Source organism: Haloarcula regularis (assembly GCF_029338315.1).
GTDB lineage: Archaea > Halobacteriota > Halobacteria > Halobacteriales > Haloarculaceae > Haloarcula > Haloarcula regularis.
Genome location: NZ_CP119794.1, coordinates 2,768,863 through 2,788,457, shown reverse-complemented (window position 1 = coordinate 2,788,457; position 19,595 = coordinate 2,768,863). Strand labels below are relative to the sequence as shown.

Below are 19,595 nucleotides of genomic sequence, written 5' to 3'. Positions count from 1 at the left end.
GGGGCTTTTTCTGGTGCACCTCTCAGAGGGGGTATGGAGGTATTCGCGGTCGAGGGACTGCCGGAGGTCACGCCCGGCGACGACGTCGGGCGACTCGTCGCCGAACGGGTCGACCTGCGAGACGACGACGTGGTCTGTGTCGCGAGCACCGTCGTCTCGAAGGCCGAGGGGCGACAGGCCGACCTGTCGTCGTTCCCGGCCGGCGACCGGGCGCGGGCCATCGCCGCGGCCATCGAGGCCGTCACCGGCGACGAGAAGGACCCGCGGTTCGCACAGGCGGTCTTAGCGGAGAGCGAGGAGATACTACTCGAGGCTCCCTTCGTCCTCGCGGTCACGCACTTCGGTCACATCACGGTCAACGCGGGCATCGACCGCTCGAACGTGCCCGACGCCGACCTGCTCTTGCTGCCCGAGGCCCCCACCGCGAGCGCCGAGCGCATCCGCGAGAGCGTCCGCGGGCACGCCGGCGTCGAACCCGCCGTCGTCGTGACCGACACGTCGGGGCGCCCGTTCCGGCACGGCCAGCGCGGGGTCGCGCTGGGCTGGGCCGGCATCCACGCCTCGCGGGACTGGCGCGGCGAGTTCGACCGCGAGGGCCGCGAACTCGCGGCGACGGTCCAGTCCGTCGTCGACGAACTCGCCGGCGCGGCCAACCTCGTCACCGGCGAGGGCGACGGCGGCACGCCCGTGGCCGTCGTCCGGGACTTCCAGTTCGGCGACCACGCGGGCAGCGACAACCTCTTTCGGGACGAGGACAGCGACATCGTCCGTCGGGCGCTCAGAGAGTGGACCCATGTACGCGATTGAACTCACGCCGGAACAGCCAGTTGCACAGCTCGCAGACTTCGCCGTCTCGGCGGAGGCCGAGGGCTTCGACGCGGTGTTCGCCAGCCACCACTACAACAACCGCGACCAGTTCATGGCGCTGGCCCAGATGGCCGCCCGGACCGACGGGGTAGCGCTGGGGCCGGGCATCGCCAACCCCTACGAGACGCATCCGGTGACGCTGGCCTCGCGGGTGGCGACGCTCGAGGAGCTGAGCGAGGGGCGGGCCGTCTTCGGCGTCGGGCCCGGCGACAGGTCGACCATCCGGAACCTCGGGTTCGACCACGACGACGCCCTGCGGCGCGTCCTGGAGACGTTCAAGATCGCTAAGCGCCTGTGGGCCGGCGAGCGCGTCGACCACGACGGCACCTTCCGGGCCGACGACGCGGGCCTGAACTACGACGTCGGCGACGACATCCCGGTGTACGTCGGCGCGCAGGGCCCGCACATGACGCGGATGGCCGCGAAACACGCCGACGGGGCGCTGTACAACGGCGCACATCCGAAGGACCTCGCGTGGGCCCGCGAGCAGGTCGCGGCGATGGCCGACGAGCGACCCGATTCGCGGGGCGAGTTCGACCTGGCGGCCTACGCCAGCGTCTCGGTTGCCGAGGACGCCGCCGCCGCCCGCGAGGCCGCCCGGCCGCCCGTCGCCTTCGTCACCGCGGGGTCGCCCCCGCCGGTGCTCGACCGGCACGGGCTCGACCACGGGACGGCCGACGACATCGGCGCAGCCATCTCCGCCGGCGAGTTCGAGCGGGCGTTCGGCCTGGTCACCGAGGCGATGATCGACGCGTTCTGCATCGCGGGCACGCCCGACGACGTCGCCGGGCGGACCGACGAACTGCGAGAACACGCCGACAGCGTCGTCTACGCGTCACCGCTCGGCCCGGACGTCGGGACGTCGATTACTCTGCTCGGGGCGGTCGTCGACCGCCTGACGGCGTGAGTAGCGAGAGGGCGGCCCCGAGCGAGAGGTAGCCGAAGGCCGCGACCGAAAGCGTCGTGATGACGGCCCCGACAAGCAACATCACGGCTGCCAGGGGGTCGTTGAGCGCGACGGTGAGGAACTTGCCCGGCATCTCCAGGACGCTCGTGACGAGTTCCGTGAGGAGTCCTTGCATGGGTCGACGTTGGCAGGGCCCCTACTTTGCGCTTCTGTTCGCTCTCGGCGTCGGGACAGGTATTTGCCGCGGCCGCCACGAGAGACGGTATGGTCGAAGACGCATCGCTCGACGACTTCCTGGGAAGCGGGGACGACGAAGACGAACAGGACACCGGCCCGACCGACCCGGAGACGAGCGAGGAGCCGGGAGCCGACGACGGGGCCGCAGATGGGAACCGGGCCGGGACGGAGCCGGCAGCGGCGGGTGCCGACGTAGCGGGGGCTGAGGCGGATGACGAGACAGCGTCAGTCGTCACGCCCGCGACGACGACCTACGCGTGGTCTGGTGAGGGGACCACGTGCGAGGCGTGTGGCGAACCCACCGAGCGACGCTGGCACCAGGACGGGGCGCTCGTCTGTCCGGACTGTAAAGAGTGGTGAGCCCGGTCGTGTGTGGGGCTGGTTCGCACCCAGCAAAGTTACCTGTATCCGCTCCCAAGGCGGGTGTACGACCGACCCGCACTCGACATGCGCAGGAACGACACGTCGCTGGGGGGCGTGAGCACGCCGCCGACCCACCGGTACGTTCCGCGGGCTGACACTTACCCATGACAGACACGGACACTTCACGAGGACAGCAGTCGGACAGCGCACTTCCCGACGCCACGCGGGTGGCGACGGACGTCATCGAGAACGTCGAGAAGGTCATCGTCGGCCACCACGACGAGATCGAACACCTCGTCGCGGCCGTGCTCGGCCGCGGCCACGTCCTCTTAGAGGACGTCCCCGGCGTCGGCAAGACGATGCTGGCCCGGGCCGTCGCCGCGTCCGTCGACGGGGCGTTCAAGCGCATCCAGTTCACGCCGGACCTGTTGCCGACGGACGTGACCGGTGTCAACGTCTTCAACCAGAAGACCCAGGAGTTCGAGTTCCGGCCCGGTCCCATCTTCGGCAACGTCGTGCTGGGCGACGAAATAAACCGCGCCCCGCCCAAGACCCAGTCGGCCCTGCTCGAGGCGATGGAGGAGGGACAGGTCTCCGCCGACGGGACGACCCACGCTGTCCCCCAGCCGTTCACCGTCATCGCGACCCAGAACACCGTCGAGCAGAACCGGGCCTACGACCTCCCGATGGCCGAGCTCGACCGCTTCATGACGAAACTGCACCTGGGGTACCCCGGCGAGCGCGAGGAGGCGGACATGCTCGGGAAGGTGGTAGGCCACCACCCCATCGAGGAGCTGTCGCCGGTGGCCAGTATCGACGCGCTCGCCGCCGCTCGCGACACCGTCGCCGGCGTGACCGTCGAGCAGTCGATCCGTGAGTACGCGACCCGGCTGGCCCGGTTCACGCGCGATCGGGCCCAGCTGGGCGTCAGCCCGCGCGGGAGCCTCTCGTTGCTCCGGGCCGCCCAGGGGCGGGCGGTGCTGGAGGGGCGCGCCTACGTCGTCCCGGACGACGTCCAGCGGGAGGCGCCCGTGGTGCTGCCACACCGGATACAGACCGACAGTAGCGACCAGACCGCCGACGCGCTCGTCGCCGAGGCGCTCGAGACCGTCGCCGTCGAATGAGACCGACCCGTCGCGGCGTCGGCGTCCTGTCCGTCGCCATCGCGGCCGTCGTCATGGGCCTGCGGTTCGGGCAACCGGGGCTGAACGCCGTCGCCGGCCCGCTGCTCGTCGCCGTCGTCGCGGCCGCCGTCCAGGTCCGCCTCGCGGGCACGCCGACCGTCGAGCGAGACCCGCCGCGACGGGGGTTCCCGGGCGACCGGCGTAGCGTCGAACTCGCCGTCGAGGGCAGCGGCATCGCGAGGCTGACCGACACCGTGCCCGAGGCACTCGGCGGGACGACGACGGTCAGGCGGTCGCTGCCGACGACCGTCGCGTACGAGGTGACCTACGAGCGCCGCGGCGAGCACCGCATCGGCCCCGTCGACGTGGTCCTGACGGACGTCCTGGGGCTGGTCCGGCGGGCGACGACCGTCGACGTCGTCGACGAGGTGCTCGTCTACCCGCCGGTCTACCGGATGGGCGGGCCGGACGCCTTCGCCCGGACGCTCGCGCCCGAACCCGAGGACCGGCAGGCGTTCGACCGTCTGCGCGAGTACGTCCCCGGCGATTCGCTGCGGGACGTCCACTGGAAGTCCAGCGCCAAGCGCGACGAACTGCTTGTCAAGGAGTACGACGACCGCCGGAACGACGACGGCATCCTCGTCGTCGGCGAGGCGACCCCCGGGACCGACGACGCGATGGCGGCGGCCGTCGCCACGGTAGCGATGGCGGCCCTGGACGGCGGTATCGCGGTCGAGCTGGCGGTCCCCGGCGGGTCGGTGCCGGTCGGCTTCGGCGACAGTCACCGGACTCGCCTGCTCGAAGTGCTCGCCGTCACGTCCCACGGAGAGACCGACCGGGCCGACGACGCCGACGTGCTCGTCCGGGCCGACGAGGACGGCGTCACCGTCGCCACCGGCGGCCGGAACCACCCCTTCGCCGACGTGACCACGGACACGGTGGCACCACTCGCCGGGGAGGGGCAGTCGTGAGTCCGTCGCTTCGCGAGCGCGTCGGCGAGCGGGCACCGGTGAGTCCGTCGCTTCGCGAGCGCGTCGGCGAGCGGGCACCGGTGAGTCGGACACGTGCCGTCGCGCTGCTCGCCGTCTCGCTCGCGCTCGGCGCGCCGCTGCGGACGCTGTTTCACCTGACGGACGTCGTCGGCTCGCCGACGCTGTTCCTGGTGGTCGTCGCGCTCTCGCTCGTAGTCGGGACGGCGCTGGCCCGGGTCGTCCGCCCCGCGCTGGCCGTCCTCGTCGGCGCCGTCCTGCTCGCCGGCGGCCTCGGGTGGTACATCGCGAACCTCGCGACCCAGCCGGCGGTCTCGGCACTGCTCGCGGACCTGGTGGCGCTCGTGACCGGGCGGTCGCTGCTGCAGATAGAGAACGTCAGACTGTGGGCGCTCTCTATCGCGCCCGCGCCGGTCGTCCTGACCTGGTACTTCGCCCTCCGGCGGTGGTACGTCACCGCGACGGCGGCGTCGGCGACCACGCTCGGGTTCCTCGTCCTGACAACGGACGCGGGTCTCGTCACGGCGCTGCTCGGCGTCGTCGGGGGCGTGGCGACCATCGGCTTCGGCACGCTCGATACCGTCGCACCGGCGACCTCGGTCGACGAGCGCCGGCGCGTCGACGGCCCGGTGTTCGGCGACGACGTGGCCAGCGACGACGGCGTCGACACCGGCCGCCGGGCCGTGCTCGAACAGCTCGCGGCCATCATCGTCCTGCCCGCCGTCCTGGCACGGGTCCCCTCCGTAGCCGGCCAGTCGCTGTCGTTCGCGGAGGCGGGCGAGCGGCCCACGATGGAGGGGAGCCTCCTCAGCGCGGACGAGTCCGTCGAGGTGCTGGGCTCGATCACGCTCTCGCCGGAGGTGCGGTTCACCGTCGAGAGCCCGGAGGCCCGCTACTGGCGGGTCGCGACGTACGACCGCTACACGGGCCAGGGCTGGGTCCGGACCGGGAACACAGGCGAGTACGGCGGCGGGCGACTCTCGGGGCCGCCGGGCGACAGCCGGACGCTCCGCCAGTCCTTCGAGGCGGAGTCGGACGTCGCGACGGTGCCGGCCGCCTGGAAACCGGTCCGGTACACCGGGGACGTCGACGTCGAGTTGACGACCCACGACGGGTTCCAGCCGACCCGGTCGCTGTTTGCGGGGGACCGCTACACCGTCGAGAGCGAGGTGCTCGTCGCGACGCCCCAGCAACTGCGGGCCGCCGGCGACGACTACCCGGCCGACGTCCGCGAGCGGTACACGCAGGTGCCCGAGAGCACGCCAGACCGGGTCGGCGAGCGGACGGCCGTCCTCACCGCAAACGCCGAGAACGACTACGAGGTGGCGCTGGTCGTCGAGCGGTGGCTCCAGAACAACAAGGGCTACTCGCTGGACGTGCGACGGCCGGACCGGAACGTCGCCGACAGGTTCCTCTTCGGGATGGACGAGGGCTACTGCGTCTACTTCGCGACCACCATGGTGACCATGCTGCGCACGCAGGGAATCCCGTCCCGGTTCGTCGTCGGGTACACGCCCGGCCAGCGGGTCGACGAGGACCGCTGGGTCGTCCGCGGCCTCGACTCCCACGCCTGGGTCGAGGTGTACGTCCCCGACCAGGGGTGGGTCCAGTTCGACCCGACGCCGAGCGGCCCCCGCGAGAGCGCCGAGCAGGGCCGGCTCGAGGACGCCCGCGCCGCCGCCGAGTCCGGCATCGACACCGGCGAGACCAACGACACCGAGTTCACGGAGACGGAGACGCCGACGCCGCCGCCGCTGACCGAGACGAACGAGACGGCCACCCCGACCGAGTCCAACGGGACGACGTCGACGCCGCCAGGGGGCATCCAGACGCAGGCGGGGCCGGTCGGCGGTGCCGAGGCCGACGACGACGGCGGCTTCCGGATTCCGGACCTCCCCTCCCGGGAGGAGACGGCCCTGGGCCTGGTGGCCCTGCTCGGCGTGGCCGCGGGCGCCCGCCGGTCCGGCCTGGTCGACCACGTACGTCGGGAGCTGTGGCTCCGCTACCAGCGCCCGGAGGACCCCGAGACGGACGTCGAGGTGGCTTTCCAGCGGGCGATGTACGTCCTCGGGTCCCGGACGCGGCGGCGCGACCCCGGCGAGACGGTCCGGGCCTACCTCGAGGCCGTCGACGCGGACGACCGGATCCGCCGACTGGCGGCCCTCCGCGAGCGGACCCGGTACGCCGGCGAGGTCGACGAGGCCGTCGCAGCGGAAGCGGTGGAACTGGCCGACAGCGTCGTTGCCGAGCGCTAGACCGCCCCTGGCACCGTTCGGCCTCCCGACAATGTTTAATACGACCCTTTCGTACGGTTTGCTGTAATGTCGGAAGTCTGCTCGACGTGCGGGCTCCCTGAGGAACTCTGCGTCTGCGAGGACGTCGCCAAAGAGTCCCAGGAGATCAACATCCGCATCGACGAGCGCCGTTACGGTAAGGAGGTAACGATCATCGAGGGGTTCGACCCGAAAGACGTCGATATGGACTCGCTGTCCTCCGACCTCAAGTCGAAGTTCGCCTGCGGCGGCACGGTCGAAGACGGGCAAATCGAACTCCAGGGCAACCACACCGGTCGCGTCGAGGACTTCCTCCGCGACAAGGGCTACAGCGTCGCCTGATCTCCTGACCGACGATGGTTCTGCGGAAGCGATTCTCTAGTGCCGACAGTATTGTGGTCGGCGACGACGGCATGCGTTCGACACTGAGCGCGCCGTGCGTGCGAGCATCCGCCGAGCGAAGCGAGGCGGTTCACGGAATCGCTGCTGCGCGGCGATTCCGCCTTTTTCGCCCACGTTTTTGGGCGGGGGTTGAGCGCTCGCCGGCGGCGAGCGCGAACCCCCCGTCGAAAAAGGTGGTTTAGAAGAACTGAAAGAGGTCGTCGCGCTCGGCCTCGTGGAGGTGGTGGCGAACCGCCTCGTTCAGCGGGCCGATACTGCCGCGCTTGGCGCTGATGGGGCGATAGTCTCCTGCCACTGCTGCCAGGGCGGGTGCAGACCGAGCCGGTCACAGAGGTCGTTCAGGCGCTGGTCCTCGTCGTCGACCTTGTCCATCTTGTTGACCGCGACGACGGGTTCGACGCCGACCTCCCGGAGGAAGTGGAACATCTCGACGTCGTGGGGAATCTCGTCGGGCCCGGAGTGGCGGTCGATGATGTCGATCACCGACTTGCCATCGACGACGAGGATGCCGACGAGAATCTTCTCGGCGTTTGCCTCGACGTAGCGGACGACGTCGGTCTTGATCTGCTCGCGGACGTCGTCCGGGACCCCCTTCATGAACCCGAAGCCGGGCAGGTCGGTGACGACGAAGTCCTGGGGAGCCCAGTCGTAGTGGTTGGGCTTGCGGGTGACGCCGGGGCGCTGGCCGGTGTTGAAGGTGTGCCCGGTTATCTCGCGCATCAGCGTCGACTTCCCGACGTTGGAGCGGCCGACCAGCACCACCTCGGCGTCGCGGTCGGGGCGTGCGTCGAACATACCCGGGGTAGACGGCCGGCAGGGAAAAGCGCGTCAGTTCACGGCCGACCACCCCACGGGTTTTTGCCGGCGGGCGTCACAGCGAGAGACGTGCGGTTCGTCCAGATCACGATTCCGCGGGGCAAGCGCGAGGCGGTGCTCGGGGTCCTCGACGACGAGGGCATCGACTACGTCCTCACCGACGAGACGAGCAACCGCGAGTTCACCGCCGTCGTCACGTTCCCCCTGCCGACGAACGCCCTGGAACCGGTCCTCGAGGAGCTGCGAGCGGTCGGCATCGACGAGGACGGGCACACGGTGATAATGGACGCGAACACCGTCATCTCCAGGGAGTTCGACGAACTCGAGGAGCGCTACGCCGAGGAAGAAGACGAGGAGCGCATCGCCCGCGAGGAGCTCACCTCGAAGGCCGAGTCTCTCGCGCCGTCAGTGTCGACCTACACCCTGATGACGGTCATCAGCGCCGTCATCGCCACCGCGGGGCTCCTGTTGAACTCGCCGGCCGTCGTCGTCGGGTCGATGGTCATCGCACCGCTCATCGGCCCGGCGATGACCGCCAACGTCGGCACCGTCGTCGACGACCACGACCTGTTCGTCCGGGGGGGTCAAGCTCCAGGCCTTCGGCCTCGTGCTGGCCATCGCGAGCGCCACCGTCTTCGCGCTGGTCGTCCGGTACGGCAACGTCGTCCCGCCGCTCGCGGACGTCACCACCGTCGACCAGATCCGAGAGCGCGTCGCGCCGGACTTCCTCTCCCTGGTCGTCGCACTCGGAGCCGGTGCGGCGGGCGTGCTGAGCCTGACGTCCGGTGTCTCGACGGCGCTCGTGGGCGTCATGATCGCCGTGGCACTCATCCCGCCCGCGGCGACCGTCGGCATCGGAATCGCGTGGGGTCAGCCGCTCGTGAGCCTCGGGTCGGGCGTGCTCGTGCTGGTGAACATCCTCTCGATCAACCTCGCCGTCCTCGTGGGCCTCTGGTACCAGGGCTACCGGCCGGAACACTGGTTCCGCGAGGGGAACGCCCGGTCCGCGACAATAAAGCGCATCGGCGTCCTCCTCGCCGCGATAATCGTCCTCTCGGGGTTCCTGGGCGGGGTCACACTCGACTCGTTCCAGCGGGCGACGACCGAGTCACAGATCCAGACCCAGATTCGGGACAGCGTCGACCCGCCGCTGCGCGTCCTCGACGTCGAGGTCGAACAGACCAACACCGTCATCTTCCAGCAACCGCGCCGGGTGGTGGTCACCGTCGGTATCCCGCCCGACACCGACCCACCCGGCCTCGCCGGGCGGATCGACACGATCGCCGACAGTGCCGCCGGCGTCGACGTCGAGACCGAGGTCCGGTACACCGTCGTCGAGCACGCGTGACGTTCAAAATCGGGTTTGAGCGTCCGACGAGGTAAATATCTCGCGTGTCGATATGTCGGGTATGGCATCGAAACTACTGCCGGTCGTCGGCGTCCTGGCCCTGCTGGTGGCCGGCGCCGTCGGCTTCGCGGTCGCACAGAGTGGTGGCGCGCAGGCCGCCGAGAACGCCACCGTCAGCGTCAGCGCGGACGCCAGCGTCGAACGCAGCCCCGACCGGGCGACGGTCACCGTCGCGGCCGTCGGCCGCGGTGACACCGCCGAGGCCGCTCGCAACGCCGTGAGCGGTGACGCGGAGGCCGTCCAGCAGGCGCTTGCAGACGAGGGCGCGTCGGTCACCTCATCGCGGTTCAGCATCCACCCGGAGTACGAGCGCACCGAGAACGGGCGTGAACAGGTCGGCTACGTCGCGGTCCACACCATCGAGGCCGAGACCGACGACGTCGGGACCGTCGGGACGCTGATCGACGCTGCTGTCGACGGTGGCGCCGACCGCGTCGAGGGTATCCGCTACGAGCTGAGCGAGGAGACCCAGCAGGAGGCCCGCGAAGAGGCGCTGTCGGCGGCGATGGACCGAGCGCGGACCGACGCCGAGACGGTCGCCGCCGCCGAAGGCCTGGCCGTCGACGGGGTCGTCACCATCCAGACGAGCCAGCACGGCCGTCCAATCGTGTACGCGGAGGCCACGGCGGGCAGTGACGGCGGTGGCCGGACGGCCATCTCACCGGGTCCCGTGACCGTCGACGCGTCGGTGCAGGTCACCTACGAGCTCGGGTAGACGGACGGACAGTCACCCCGGCAAACCGGGGGCGAACTTTCATTTTCCCGGCGCCGGTGGTCCCACGCACAGCATGGTCTCGGGTGGCTCGCTCGTCCAGGTCGCAGTCATCGTCGTCTCCGTGCTCGGGTTGTGGGTGGGCGCGCGGCTCCTCGTCGACGCGGTCGTGCGGTTCGCAAGGCGCGTCGGCCTGTCGGACCTCACCATCGGCCTGACCGTCGTCGCGGCCGGGACGTCCACCCCGGAGCTGGCCGTCTCCGTCGACGCCGCGCTCAAGGGCCTGGGCGACATCGCCGTCGCGAACGTCCTGGGCTCGAACATCTACAACCTCGCGTTCATCCTCGGGGTCGTCTCGCTGGTGCGGGTCCTCCCCATCGCCGCGGGGCTGGTCCGCCGGGACGGCCTGGCCCTGCTGGCGAGCACCTTTCTGGGCGGCGTCGTCCTGCTCGACGGGACGGTGACCCGACTCGAGGGCGCGACGCTGGTCGCAGCCTTCGTCGCCTACACCGGCTACCTGCTCCGGACCGCGCAGTCGACGGACGAGGGGGCAACGTCGACGCCCGACGCGGCGGTGACGCGGGCGGTCACCGAGCGAGTGAGCTTCCGCGGCCGGGACGGGCTGTTGCTGGTCGGCGGACTGGCGCTCGTCCTCGTGAGCGGGGACTTCATGGTGCTCGCGGCGTCGGCGCTGGCACGCGGCGCGGGCGTCTCCGAGTGGGTCATCGGCGGGACGATCGTCGCGGCCGGCACGTCGACGCCGGAGTTCGCCGTCTCGGTGGTCGCGATTCGACGGGGGAGCCTCGGGGTCTCGGTCGGGAACGTCATCGGCAGCAACGTGTTCAACATCACGGGCATCGTCGGCCTCGCGGCCCTGGTCCGCCCGCTCACGGTGAGCACCACGCCGACGGGGACGCTCCTGTGGCTGGCCGTCGTGTCTGTCGTCATGGTCGCGGCGCTGTGGACCGGCAGAGTCCTGTCGCGACTCGAAGGGTCGTTGTTCGCCGCATCAGAACTGGTCCGGTGGACGCTTGGTCTGCTCGGCTGAGGCGACCTACTCGTCGTCGAACGGCAGTTCGAGTTCGTAGCCGACGGCGTCGACGGCGGCCTGCAGGACGGTATCGACGTTGTCGTCCTCGGTGACGCTCATGTAGTGGTCAGCCTCCACGTCGGTCGAGCGGTCGCTCTTGTTCGCGATCGTGAGGACCGGCACGTCGAACCGCGCGGCGATGGCGTCCCGGAGCGCGAGTTGCTGGTCGAGCGGGTAGCCACACTCCTCGCTGGGGTCGACGAGCACGAGCACGGCGTCGGCGAGGTGTTCGAGCGCGCTGACGGCCTGGGACTCGATCTCGTTGCGGTCCTCCGGCGGCCGGTCGAGGAGGCCCGGCGTGTCGACGAGCTGGTAGCGGATGCGCCCGTCCTCGAAGTGCCCGACGCGAATCTGCGTGGTCGTGAAGGGATAGGAAGCGATGGCGTTGTCGGCGCGGGTGACGTGGTTGACGAAGGAAGACTTCCCGACGTTGGGGTAGCCGGCGACGACGATGGCCGGTTCGTCGGGGCGGATGTCGGGGAGGACCTTCAGGGCGTCGCGGGCCTTCGAGACCGCGGTGAGATCGTCTTCGACCTCCTCGACCACGTCGGCCATGCGGGCGAACGCCTGCTTGCGAAGTTTGCGGGCGGTGTCCTTGTCACCACGGACGAGCCGGCCCTCGTACTCCTGGCGGATCTCCTTGGCCTTGCGGCCGGCCCAGGAGATCTCCGAGAGGTGCTGTTTCAGCGCGTCGATGCCGTCGTCGTCGTCCGCGGGGTCCGTCTCGCTGACGACCGCGTCGGCCAGTTCGACGTAGAACGGGTCCAGGTCGTCGATGGTCGGCCACGACTGGGCGACGTTCCCCAGGTTGTCCGAGACGATGTTCGAGGCCGTCATCAGCATCGACTGCTGGGCCTCCACGCCGTCTTTCGCGCCGCCGGCCCGCGTCGCCCGCGAGAAGGCCTTGTCGATGACCTCCTCGGCGGTCGGTGTCGTCGGGAGATTCTCGAAGGGATGGCTCATTGGACCGGAATAGACGACCAGCGCGTAAAAGCGCGTTCAATCGGCGGTCCGCTCGAGCCACGCTTTTGCCCGTCGAGTCCGCAGGCCCCGCTATGGCACACATCGACGCCGGCGAGGTTCTCCCGAACGAGCACGTCCGGAAGCAGGCGGCCGAGGGGCGAGTCACGCAACTGCATCGCGGCCACCAGTACGCCGAGGAGGGCGATACGTTCGACATCGACGGGCAGCGCTTCGAGGTGACCGACGTGACCCACCGGACGCTCGGTGACCTCACCGACGAGGACGCACAGCGTGAGGGGTCGGCCGACCTCGAGGCGTATCGCGACCGACTCGCTCGCGTCCACGACTCCTTCGAGTGGGACGACGACAGCGAGGTCGTCCGCCACCGGTTCGCTGCGGTCGAGGAGTGACGCGAGAGCGCGCCGCCGGCGAGCAATTCGTGGCGTGAAAACCGAGTCTGGAGGGGGCAGATAGTCAGCAGAGGCTCACTGCGCGCGACGGCGGGCCAGCACACCGGCCGACAGCAGCGCACCGAGCGCCGCGGCGACCCCGAACCCGGGGCCGGACGATCCGGTCGTGGACTGGGGCGGCGGCGTCTGCTCGCTGGCCGGTTCGGCGACCACGCGGAAGTCGTCGAGACTGGTGTTCGGCGCCCAGTTCGCGACGGTCCCCTCGGTGCCGGCGACGTCGGGTCGCGGAGTCACCGTCGAGAGGACGTAGCCGTCGGGTCGCGGAGTCACCGTCGAGAGGACGTAGCCGTCGGGCGCGGTAACGACGAACCGGTGCTCGGGGTCGAACGAGGACGCGAAGGGTTCGGTGAGCGTGACCCGGTCGCCCTCGACCGCGGCCAGGCCGGTCCAGGTCGCCGAGAGCGAGACGGTGCCGACCGACTCCGTCGCGTCGACAGTCACCGTCGCGTTCTCGACTGTCATCTGTCGACCGGTCGAGTCGGCAGTCGCCGCCGCGACCGCCCGGAGTCGCTCGACGAACCCGTCGCGGAGCGCGGCGGTCTTCGTCTCGTTGTCCCGCAGTTCGCGAAACGCCGCCCGCTGGCTCTCGGTGGTCAGGTCGAACGCCGACCGGAGGGTCACCGTCGCGGAGCCGTCCGTCTCGAGGTCGACGACGAACGCGTCCTGGGCGTGGCTGGTCCCGCTCGCGGTCCCCACGGGACCGACCAGGCACCCGACGAGCAGGACGGCGAGAGCGAACGATGCGACGCGCCGTCGCGTCTGTCCACCGGCCCCGATCATCTATCGTCCTCTGGTTCCTCGGTCTCCTCGTCTTCAGGCTCCTCCGTTTCTTCTTCCTCGGGTTCCTCGGTCTCCTCCTCTTCGGGGTCTTCGCTCTCTTCTTCTTCAGGCTCCTCGGTCTCCTCCTCTTCGGGCTCTTCGCTCTCTTCTTCTTCAGGCTCCTCGGTCTCCTCCTCTTCGGGCTCTTCGCTCTCTTCCTCTTCAGGCTCCTCGGTCTCCTCCTCTTCAGCCTCGTCGCCCCCGGACTCCGCGTCCTCGCGCTCGACCTCGCCGTCGGGACCGTCGGTCAGGACCAGCGAACCGTTCCGGAGTTCGTACTCGAACTCGGCCTCGAACTCGCCTTTGACGATCTCGACGTCGAGTTCCTCGGCGCCGCTTGGCACGTCGAACGCGACCGCCCCGTCGCTGTCGGAGGTCCCGACCTGCCGGTCGTTGGCGTAGACGACGGCGTCGGCGACGCCACGGTCCTGGTAGGTGAGCGTCACCGTGACGGTCCCGTCCGAAAGCGCGGTGTCGGCACGGAGGTCACGGAAGACCTCGTTCTCGTCTTCGCCGAGTTCGAACTCGAGTTCGCCCTCGCCGGCGGTGAGTTCGGCGTCGCCGCCCTCAGGGAGCGTCACCGAGACGAGTCCGTCGGCGTCGGTCGTCCCGACCGGCTCGCCGTTCAGCGAGACGGTGACGTCGGCGGCGGGCTGACCGTTCTCGAGCGCCTGGACGGTGATGGTCTCGGAGGCGGCGACGGTGCCGTCGGCCACGACCAGCGCCAGTTCGCGCTCGTCGCCCTCTCGCTCTTCTTCGGTCTCGTCGTCCTCACGGTCTTCTTCGGTCTCGTCGTCCTCACGGTCTTCCTCGCGCTCCTCGGCTTCCTCGCTCGGTTCGATCTCCTCTTCGATACGGAAGACCTCGCCGGTGGAGCCGTCGACGCGGATCTCGGCCTCACCGGTCCGGTTGGCCGTCCGGAAGCCGAACTCGAACTTGTAGTAGCCGCTGTCCTCGTGGACGCTGGCCTTCCCCAGTCGCCACGTCGCGTCGGCCTGCGTCGAGAGGGCGCTTCGTGCGGTGTCGAGTGCGTCGGCCTGGCTCGTCGTCAGCGAGGTGTCGCCGTCCGTGGGGCGGGTGATCTCCCGCGAGAACTCGCCGTCCTCGCCCTCGACCTCGATCTCGAGCCCGTCGGCGGTCTCGAGTTCGATCTCGCCCTCGCTCGTCCCGGTGAACCGCTGGAGGAGCGCCGCCGCGCCGGCACCGCGGACGCTGTCGAGATCGTTGACTGCGGCCCGAAGTTCGGTCTGGTTGAACCCGGCCGCGCGGAGTTCGAGTTTCGAGACGTCGTCGAGTCGGTCCTCGAGTCGGTCGTGGCTCTCGGCGAGGTTCTCCGCCCGCGCGTTCAGCGTCGCGATGCGCTGGGCGTACTCCGAGCGCGTGAGTTCGCCGGCCTCGTAGGCCTCGGTTGCGTTCTCGTAGTCGTCGCGGATGGCCTCGGCTCGCTCGGCGAGCCGGGTACCGCGCTCGGCGACGACCTCGGCGCGTCGCTCGTCCGAGCGACTCTCGTACTCGACCTCGAACTCGGTCTCGTCGACCTCGCTCTGGACGTCGTCGCTCGTCGCCGACAGCACCGTCGAGAGCTGCTGGCCGGTCGTGACGTTCACCGTCTCGTTGCCCGCAGACTGTGCCTGCACGCCCGGCCCATCCAGCAGTGCCGCCGCACCCACCGGCACGCCGGCGACCACGACGAGCGCCGCCACGAGAGCGGCCGTGAATCTGGTCCATTCCATACCCATCCCATGCAGCCAGCCCACTATCAACCCGGACGACCGTTGCGCTCGTTCCCGCCGGTTTTCGGACGCTTGCGGACGTTTGCAGACGCTTGCATCGGCCCGCAGTCGTGCGGTTTTCGAACGTGTCGTCGTTTCGTCACTTGGAGCGTCGGAAACATACTTGATTGGGCTGGGGCTATACCCACTCGATGGATGGCACGCGGGTCGTGGGAATCGTGCTGGTCGCGCTGCTCGTCACGCAGGCGGGGGCGGCCCAGACGCTCCCGGACACGGACAACACGGTGACGCGGATCTCGGTCGCGGCCGACGGCGACGCCGAGTGGACGGTCACCGTCCGGACCCGCCTCCACGACGAGTCAGACGTCCAGGCCTACCGGACCTTCCAGGAGCGGGTCCGCGAGAACAGGTCGCGGTATCTCGGCCCGTTCCGCGACCGCCTCACCGGCGTCGTCGCGACGGCGGCCGACGGGACCGGGCGGTCGATGACCGCCGAGAACTTCGCCATCTCGACGCGCGTCCAGCAGGTGCCCCGACAGTGGGGCGTCGTCGAGTACACGTTCACCTGGACGGCGTTCGCACGGACCGACGGCGACGCGCTGGTCGTCGGCGACGTCTTCGACGGCGGGCTGTTCATCGCGCGCAACGACACGCTGGTCGTCACCGGACCGCCCTCGTACGGCGTCGCGGCGGTGACGCCGACGCCACAGACCCGGGAGGGCGAGACGGTCAGCTGGGTCGGCCCGCGGGAGTTCGCCGACAGCCGGCCACAGGTGCGGTACGCGCCGCAGGCGGAGCGTGACGTCACGTCGACGGGGCAGCCGCTCGCCGGCCGACAAGTGGGCGTCGCCCCGTTTGTCGTCGGGGCGCTCGGCCTGGCCGTCGCCCTCGTCGGCGCCGTCCTCTACCGGCGCCGACGCAAGGGCGGTGTCAGTACCGACGACGCCGGCGCTGGGACAGCGGCTGAGGCGGGGGCCGCGCCCATCCAGACAGACGGCGACCGCGTCGTCAGACTGCTCGAAGAGCGTGGGGGGCAAGTCAAGCAGTCGGCGATCGCGGAGGCGTTCGACTGGTCGGCGTCGAAGACGTCCCGGGTCGTCTCGGACCTGACCGACGACGGACGTGTGGAGAAACTCCGTATCGGCCGCGAGAACGTCGTCTCGCTGCCCGACGAGCGCGAGGAGTGAGGCGAGTGTCGGTCCGACGACGCTTACCGTCGCTCGGCCAGCTCCGCCCGCAGGTCCGAGACGTCCGTGTCGCGACCACTTTTTCGGCCTCGGGGTCGCTTCGCGACCCACTCGCCGAAAAACGTGGGGAAAAACCGACCGCTCCCGCCGGTCGCGGTCGGTCCGACGCTGCTTACCGCCGCTCGGCCAGCTCCGCCCGCAGGTCCGAGACGTCCATGTCTTTCATCGCCAGCAGGACCAGCATATGATAGACGATGTCGGCGGCCTCGTGGGCCAGTTCGTCGCGGTCGTCGTCTTTCGCCGCGAGGATGAGTTCCGTGGTCTCCTCGCCGAGTTTCTCCAGGACGGCGTTCTCGCCTTTCTCGTGGGTGAACAGCGAGGCCGTGTAGGAGTCCTCGGGAAGCGTCTCCTTGCGGTCCTCGATGACGGCGAACACTTCGTCGATGACGTCGTCGCTCATACCTCCGACTCGACGGGTGGCCCCTTCAGGCCGTCGCTACGCCTCGACAGTCCGGAAGAAGGCGAGGTCGTGGATTCGCGAATCGGGGGTCAGCTCGGGGTGGAAGGAGGTGCCGACGACGGGGCCGTCGCGGATGGCGACCGGGCGGCCGTCCCACTCGGCGAGCACCTCGACGTCGTCGCCGACGCTGTCGATGACCGGTGCGCGGATGAACACGCCGGGGAAGGGGTCCTCGAGGCCGGTGACCTCCAGTGGTGCCTCGAAACTGTCCTTCTGGCGGCCGAAGGCGTTGCGCTGGACGGTGGCGTCGACCAGACCGAGCGTCTCGACGCGGTCGTCCTGGGCGTCCGTCGCGGCGACGATGAGGCCGGCACACGTCGCCAGCACCGGTTTGCCGGCCGCGACGTGGGCCTGGATCTCGCTGGAGATGCCCTCGCGCTGGACGTGCCGGGAGATGGTCGTCGACTCCCCGCCCGGCAACAGCAAGACGTCACAGTCGGGGACCAGTCCCGCGGTCCGAATCTCCACGACGTCGGCGTCGTCGCCGTGGGCCGCAGCCGCGCGCTCGATGGCCGCCGCGTGCTCGGAGACGTCGCCTTGGACGGCGAGGACGCCAGCCCGGATAGTCATGATCCGGGATAGGGAATCGAACGCGAAAAACGACTCGGATTGTACTTTCGGGACAGCGTTGCCGACGGGAGTGGACGACTGCACGGCCCGACCCGTCCACGCGCGAAAGAATGCTACCGACAGGGTCGACGGGCGGTGTCCGGCGTCGTAGCATCGCGTCGAAACGGCCACGCGGGTGCCAAACCGTTAGGTAGCACCGCTCCTTGCTTCGACCATGGCCAAGAGACGGCAGGACCCCGTCGAGGCGAACGCCGGTTCGTCGGTCGACCTCTACGAGATAACGGACTGGGAACCACGCTCCCTGCTCGACCGCTTCCTCCACTGGTTCTACCACGCCGCGCTGTGGACGGTCCGGAGCCTGGTCGTCGTCGTCGCGGTGGCGATCCTCGTCCTCCAGTTCGCGTTCGGGAGCCTCGGCGCCATCGGCAACCAGCCGGTCTTCGCGGGGATGGCGGTGCTCTCGGCGGTGCCCGCGCTCCTGCTGGCGGCCTACGTCTGGTACGCGGACGTGACCACCTCGGAACCGCTGACCCTGCTCGTGGGCACGTTCTTCCTCGGCGTGCTGTTCGCGGGCTTTGCCGGCCTGCTCAACGTCTTCCTGGGCGGGCCGGTCCAGGCCATCGGCTCGGGGTTCGGGCTGGTCCCCTACGTCGGGCAGGTGGTCGTGTTCTTCGTCGTGGTCGGCCCCGTCGAGGAGAGCGTGAAACTGCTGGCAGTGCGCCTCTATGCCTTCCGTGACGACCGCTTCGACGCGGTCATCGACGGCGCGGTGTACGGCGCCGCGGCGGGCCTGGGCTTTGCGACCATCGAGAACGCGCTCTACATCACCCAGCAGACGGAGATGGTCGGCGGGTCGCTGCAGGCGTTCGCCGAGAGCGGCGACATCGCGGCGGTCCGGGCGCTGGCGGGGCCGGGCCACGTCATCTACTCGGCGTTCGCGGGCTACTACCTGGGCCTGGCGAAGTTCAACCCCGAGAACGCCGGCCCCATCGTGCTGAAGGGGCTGCTCATCGCCGCGCTCATCCACGGAACGTACAACTCGCTGGTCGGCCCCGTCTCGGGCATCCTCTCGGCCGTCTACAACGTCAACCCGTTCGTGGCCTTCTTCGGGTTCGTCATCGTCTTCGACGGCGTCTTCGGCCTCCTCCTGCTGAAGAAACTCGACGCCTACCGGCAGGCGTACGCCAGCGCCCACGCCACCGACGAAGTCGGGCCGGCAGCCGAGCCGACGGAGTTCGACCCCTAGCAGAGCTGTTCGACGTACTTCGCGACGACGTCCACCTCGAGGTGGACCGGGTCCCCGACCGACTTCGTCGAGAGCGTCGTCTCGCGGTAGGTCGTCGGGATGATGGCGACGTCGAAGGCGTCCGCGTGCCGGTCGGCGACGGTGAGACTGATGCCGTCGACCGTGATCGACCCCTTCTGGACGAGGTAGTCGCGCTGGGCCTCGGGCAGCGAGAAGGTGTAGGTCCAGTCGTCCCCTTCCTGCTCGATGGCCAGCACCTCGGCGGTGGCGTCGACGTGGCCCTGGACGACGTGGCCGTCGAAGCGGCCGTCGGCGGGCATCGCCCGTTCGAGGTTGACCGTATCGCCCGCCTCCAGGGTGTCGAAGTACGTCCGGGCGAGCGTCTCACGGGCGAGGAAAACCTCGAAGTACTCGCCGTCGACGGCGTCCTCGACGGTGAGACAGGCCCCGCTCACGCTGATGGACTGGCCCGCCGAGAGCCCGGAAAAGGGCGTCCCGATGCGGACCCGCCGGCCGCCCTCGTCGTCTACGACTGCCTGGACTTCGCCGGTCGCCTCGACGATACCGGTGAACATACCTCTCGTAGGTAGCCCGGCGTCCAAAGGCCTTCGTTCCGGTTTCTAGAAATTACTCGGAATCGAGTGAAGTTTTTTACACCAATATACACAAGAAATATAATCGTGCCGCGAGTCACTACTGGTATGGCCGAGGCAGACCCGTCCGTCGAGCGGACCGAAGACGACGACTGGAAGACCCGACACGCACGGGTCAGACCACGCGCGGACGCCAGCGAGGAAGCGCGCCGGAGCGAGTTCCCGGAATCGACGGACGACGACTGGGCGCTCCGTCACGCGGAGACGAGACGGCAGTCGTAGGCGGCGACGCGAGCGCACCAGAGA

The 19,595-nt window shown here is 69.7% G+C and carries 20 protein-coding genes and 2 pseudogenes; 14 read left to right on the top strand and 8 right to left on the bottom strand.

What is annotated here, in order from left to right; all coding sequences use genetic code 11:
• Nucleotides 1-33: 33 nt before the first annotated feature.
• Together P1N55_RS15015 and P1N55_RS15010 are read left to right on the top strand one after the other, a co-directional pair.
• Complete coding sequence (locus P1N55_RS15015) at nt 34-807, top strand: coenzyme F420-0:L-glutamate ligase (RefSeq protein WP_276276331.1); 774 nt, start codon at nt 34-36, stop codon at nt 805-807.
• On the top strand, nt 794-1,774 hold the full coding sequence (locus P1N55_RS15010; protein WP_276276330.1) for a 5,10-methylenetetrahydromethanopterin reductase: 981 nt from the start codon (nt 794-796) through the stop codon (nt 1,772-1,774). Before P1N55_RS15015 ends, P1N55_RS15010 begins: the two co-directional genes overlap by 14 nt.
• Here the strand turns inward: P1N55_RS15010 and P1N55_RS15005 are convergent.
• Nucleotides 1,734-1,949 carry a hypothetical protein gene (locus P1N55_RS15005; protein WP_276276329.1) on the bottom strand — a complete coding sequence of 72 codons (216 nt, stop codon included), beginning with the start codon at nt 1,947-1,949 and terminating at the stop codon, nt 1,734-1,736. The genes P1N55_RS15010 and P1N55_RS15005 overlap by 41 nt on opposite strands.
• 89 nt (nt 1,950-2,038) lie before the next feature.
• On the opposite strand from P1N55_RS15005, the gene P1N55_RS15000 reads away from it, so the two are divergent.
• From P1N55_RS15000 to yciH, 5 genes are all read left to right on the top strand, one after another.
• Nucleotides 2,039-2,371, top strand: a complete 333-nt coding sequence (locus tag P1N55_RS15000) for a DUF7573 domain-containing protein (protein WP_276276328.1) — start codon at nt 2,039-2,041, stop codon at nt 2,369-2,371.
• Between the two features lie 167 nt (nt 2,372-2,538).
• On the top strand, nt 2,539-3,498 hold the full coding sequence (locus P1N55_RS14995; protein ID WP_276276327.1) for an AAA family ATPase: 960 nt from the start codon (nt 2,539-2,541) through the stop codon (nt 3,496-3,498).
• Nucleotides 3,495-4,469: a DUF58 domain-containing protein gene (locus P1N55_RS14990; RefSeq protein ID WP_276276326.1), complete on the top strand. Its 975-nt coding sequence runs from the start codon at nt 3,495-3,497 to the stop codon at nt 4,467-4,469. Before P1N55_RS14995 ends, P1N55_RS14990 begins: the two co-directional genes overlap by 4 nt.
• On the top strand, nt 4,466-6,742 hold the full coding sequence (locus P1N55_RS14985) for a transglutaminase family protein (RefSeq protein ID WP_407067184.1): 2,277 nt from the start codon (nt 4,466-4,468) through the stop codon (nt 6,740-6,742). The genes P1N55_RS14990 and P1N55_RS14985 overlap by 4 nt, the downstream gene beginning before the upstream one ends.
• 66 nt (nt 6,743-6,808) lie before the next feature.
• A complete protein-coding gene (yciH, locus tag P1N55_RS14980) occupies nt 6,809-7,102 on the top strand; it encodes a stress response translation initiation inhibitor YciH (protein ID WP_276276325.1) in 294 nt (97 codons plus the stop codon).
• A gap of 238 nt (nt 7,103-7,340) precedes the next feature.
• Here yciH and engB read toward each other — a convergent pair.
• Nucleotides 7,341-7,957 (bottom strand): annotated as a pseudogene (gene engB / locus P1N55_RS14975) (GTP-binding protein EngB).
• 90 nt (nt 7,958-8,047) lie between these two features.
• Here engB and P1N55_RS14970 point away from each other — a divergent pair.
• The 3 genes and pseudogenes from P1N55_RS14970 (at nt 8,048) to P1N55_RS14960 (ending at nt 11,146) form a co-directional block, all read left to right on the top strand.
• Nucleotides 8,048-9,326: pseudogene (locus P1N55_RS14970) on the top strand (TIGR00341 family protein).
• 61 nt (nt 9,327-9,387) lie between these two features.
• Nucleotides 9,388-10,101 carry an SIMPL domain-containing protein gene (locus P1N55_RS14965; protein WP_276276324.1) on the top strand — a complete coding sequence of 238 codons (714 nt, stop codon included), beginning with the start codon at nt 9,388-9,390 and terminating at the stop codon, nt 10,099-10,101.
• A 73-nt stretch (nt 10,102-10,174) separates the two neighbouring features.
• Nucleotides 10,175-11,146 carry a calcium/sodium antiporter gene (locus tag P1N55_RS14960; RefSeq protein WP_276276323.1) on the top strand — a complete coding sequence of 324 codons (972 nt, stop codon included), beginning with the start codon at nt 10,175-10,177 and terminating at the stop codon, nt 11,144-11,146.
• Between the two features lie 6 nt (nt 11,147-11,152).
• On the opposite strand, the gene P1N55_RS14955 is transcribed toward P1N55_RS14960, so the two are convergent.
• A complete protein-coding gene (locus P1N55_RS14955) occupies nt 11,153-12,151 on the bottom strand; it encodes an NOG1 family protein (RefSeq protein ID WP_276276322.1) in 999 nt (332 codons plus the stop codon).
• A 92-nt stretch (nt 12,152-12,243) separates the two neighbouring features.
• Between P1N55_RS14955 and P1N55_RS14950 the strand changes: the two genes are divergently transcribed.
• Nucleotides 12,244-12,561, top strand: coding sequence for an ASCH domain-containing protein (locus P1N55_RS14950; protein WP_276276321.1), 318 nt, complete (start codon nt 12,244-12,246; stop codon nt 12,559-12,561).
• A 75-nt stretch (nt 12,562-12,636) separates the two neighbouring features.
• Here the strand turns inward: P1N55_RS14950 and P1N55_RS14945 are convergent, their stop codons facing one another.
• Entirely contained in the window at nt 12,637-13,401 is a 765-nt protein-coding gene (locus P1N55_RS14945) for a DUF7345 domain-containing protein (protein ID WP_276276320.1), read from the bottom strand.
• Complete coding sequence (locus P1N55_RS14940; RefSeq protein ID WP_276276319.1) at nt 13,398-15,173, bottom strand: DUF7096 domain-containing protein; 1,776 nt, start codon at nt 15,171-15,173, stop codon at nt 13,398-13,400. The genes P1N55_RS14945 and P1N55_RS14940 overlap by 4 nt, the downstream gene beginning before the upstream one ends.
• Nucleotides 15,174-15,364: 191 nt before the next feature.
• On the opposite strand from P1N55_RS14940, the gene P1N55_RS14935 reads away from it, so the two are divergent.
• Nucleotides 15,365-16,360 (top strand): helix-turn-helix transcriptional regulator, encoded by a 996-nt coding sequence (locus P1N55_RS14935; protein WP_276276318.1) that lies wholly within the window; start codon nt 15,365-15,367, stop codon nt 16,358-16,360.
• 172 nt (nt 16,361-16,532) lie between these two features.
• Here P1N55_RS14935 and hisE read toward each other — a convergent pair whose 3' ends face one another.
• Together hisE and pdxT are read right to left on the bottom strand one after the other, a co-directional pair.
• A complete protein-coding gene (gene hisE / locus P1N55_RS14930; RefSeq protein ID WP_276276317.1) occupies nt 16,533-16,820 on the bottom strand; it encodes a phosphoribosyl-ATP diphosphatase in 288 nt (95 codons plus the stop codon).
• A 36-nt stretch (nt 16,821-16,856) separates the two neighbouring features.
• Nucleotides 16,857-17,450 carry a pyridoxal 5'-phosphate synthase glutaminase subunit PdxT gene (pdxT, locus tag P1N55_RS14925; RefSeq protein WP_276276316.1) on the bottom strand — a complete coding sequence of 198 codons (594 nt, stop codon included), beginning with the start codon at nt 17,448-17,450 and terminating at the stop codon, nt 16,857-16,859.
• Between the two features lie 214 nt (nt 17,451-17,664).
• Between pdxT and P1N55_RS14920 the strand changes: the two genes are divergently transcribed.
• A complete protein-coding gene (locus P1N55_RS14920) occupies nt 17,665-18,696 on the top strand; it encodes a PrsW family intramembrane metalloprotease (RefSeq protein WP_276276315.1) in 1,032 nt (343 codons plus the stop codon).
• Here the strand turns inward: P1N55_RS14920 and P1N55_RS14915 are convergent.
• On the bottom strand, nt 18,693-19,271 hold the full coding sequence (locus P1N55_RS14915; protein ID WP_276276314.1) for a riboflavin synthase: 579 nt from the start codon (nt 19,269-19,271) through the stop codon (nt 18,693-18,695). The genes P1N55_RS14920 and P1N55_RS14915 overlap by 4 nt on opposite strands.
• A 126-nt stretch (nt 19,272-19,397) precedes the next feature.
• On the opposite strand from P1N55_RS14915, the gene P1N55_RS14910 reads away from it, so the two are divergent.
• On the top strand, nt 19,398-19,571 hold the full coding sequence (locus P1N55_RS14910) for a hypothetical protein (protein ID WP_276276313.1): 174 nt from the start codon (nt 19,398-19,400) through the stop codon (nt 19,569-19,571).
• Nucleotides 19,572-19,595 lie beyond the last annotated feature (24 nt).

Coding starts and splice junctions, on each gene's coding strand:
- P1N55_RS14990 (WP_276276326.1), top strand. CDS start 3,495: ATGAGACCGACCCGTCGCGGCGTCGGCGTCCTGTCCGTCGCCATCGCG.
- P1N55_RS15015 (WP_276276331.1), top strand. CDS start 34: ATGGAGGTATTCGCGGTCGAGGGACTGCCGGAGGTCACGCCCGGCGAC.
- P1N55_RS14950 (WP_276276321.1), top strand. CDS start 12,244: ATGGCACACATCGACGCCGGCGAGGTTCTCCCGAACGAGCACGTCCGG.
- P1N55_RS15000 (WP_276276328.1), top strand. CDS start 2,039: ATGGTCGAAGACGCATCGCTCGACGACTTCCTGGGAAGCGGGGACGAC.
- pdxT (WP_276276316.1), bottom strand. CDS start 17,450: ATGACTATCCGGGCTGGCGTCCTCGCCGTCCAAGGCGACGTCTCCGAG.
- P1N55_RS14965 (WP_276276324.1), top strand. CDS start 9,388: ATGGCATCGAAACTACTGCCGGTCGTCGGCGTCCTGGCCCTGCTGGTG.
- P1N55_RS14960 (WP_276276323.1), top strand. CDS start 10,175: ATGGTCTCGGGTGGCTCGCTCGTCCAGGTCGCAGTCATCGTCGTCTCC.
- hisE (WP_276276317.1), bottom strand. CDS start 16,820: ATGAGCGACGACGTCATCGACGAAGTGTTCGCCGTCATCGAGGACCGC.
- yciH (WP_276276325.1), top strand. CDS start 6,809: ATGTCGGAAGTCTGCTCGACGTGCGGGCTCCCTGAGGAACTCTGCGTC.
- P1N55_RS14935 (WP_276276318.1), top strand. CDS start 15,365: ATGGATGGCACGCGGGTCGTGGGAATCGTGCTGGTCGCGCTGCTCGTC.
- P1N55_RS15005 (WP_276276329.1), bottom strand. CDS start 1,949: ATGCAAGGACTCCTCACGGAACTCGTCACGAGCGTCCTGGAGATGCCG.
- P1N55_RS14995 (WP_276276327.1), top strand. CDS start 2,539: ATGACAGACACGGACACTTCACGAGGACAGCAGTCGGACAGCGCACTT.
- P1N55_RS14920 (WP_276276315.1), top strand. CDS start 17,665: ATGGCCAAGAGACGGCAGGACCCCGTCGAGGCGAACGCCGGTTCGTCG.
- P1N55_RS14945 (WP_276276320.1), bottom strand. CDS start 13,401: ATGATCGGGGCCGGTGGACAGACGCGACGGCGCGTCGCATCGTTCGCT.
- P1N55_RS14910 (WP_276276313.1), top strand. CDS start 19,398: ATGGCCGAGGCAGACCCGTCCGTCGAGCGGACCGAAGACGACGACTGG.
- P1N55_RS14940 (WP_276276319.1), bottom strand. CDS start 15,173: ATGGAATGGACCAGATTCACGGCCGCTCTCGTGGCGGCGCTCGTCGTG.
- P1N55_RS15010 (WP_276276330.1), top strand. CDS start 794: ATGTACGCGATTGAACTCACGCCGGAACAGCCAGTTGCACAGCTCGCA.
- P1N55_RS14915 (WP_276276314.1), bottom strand. CDS start 19,271: ATGTTCACCGGTATCGTCGAGGCGACCGGCGAAGTCCAGGCAGTCGTA.
- P1N55_RS14955 (WP_276276322.1), bottom strand. CDS start 12,151: ATGAGCCATCCCTTCGAGAATCTCCCGACGACACCGACCGCCGAGGAG.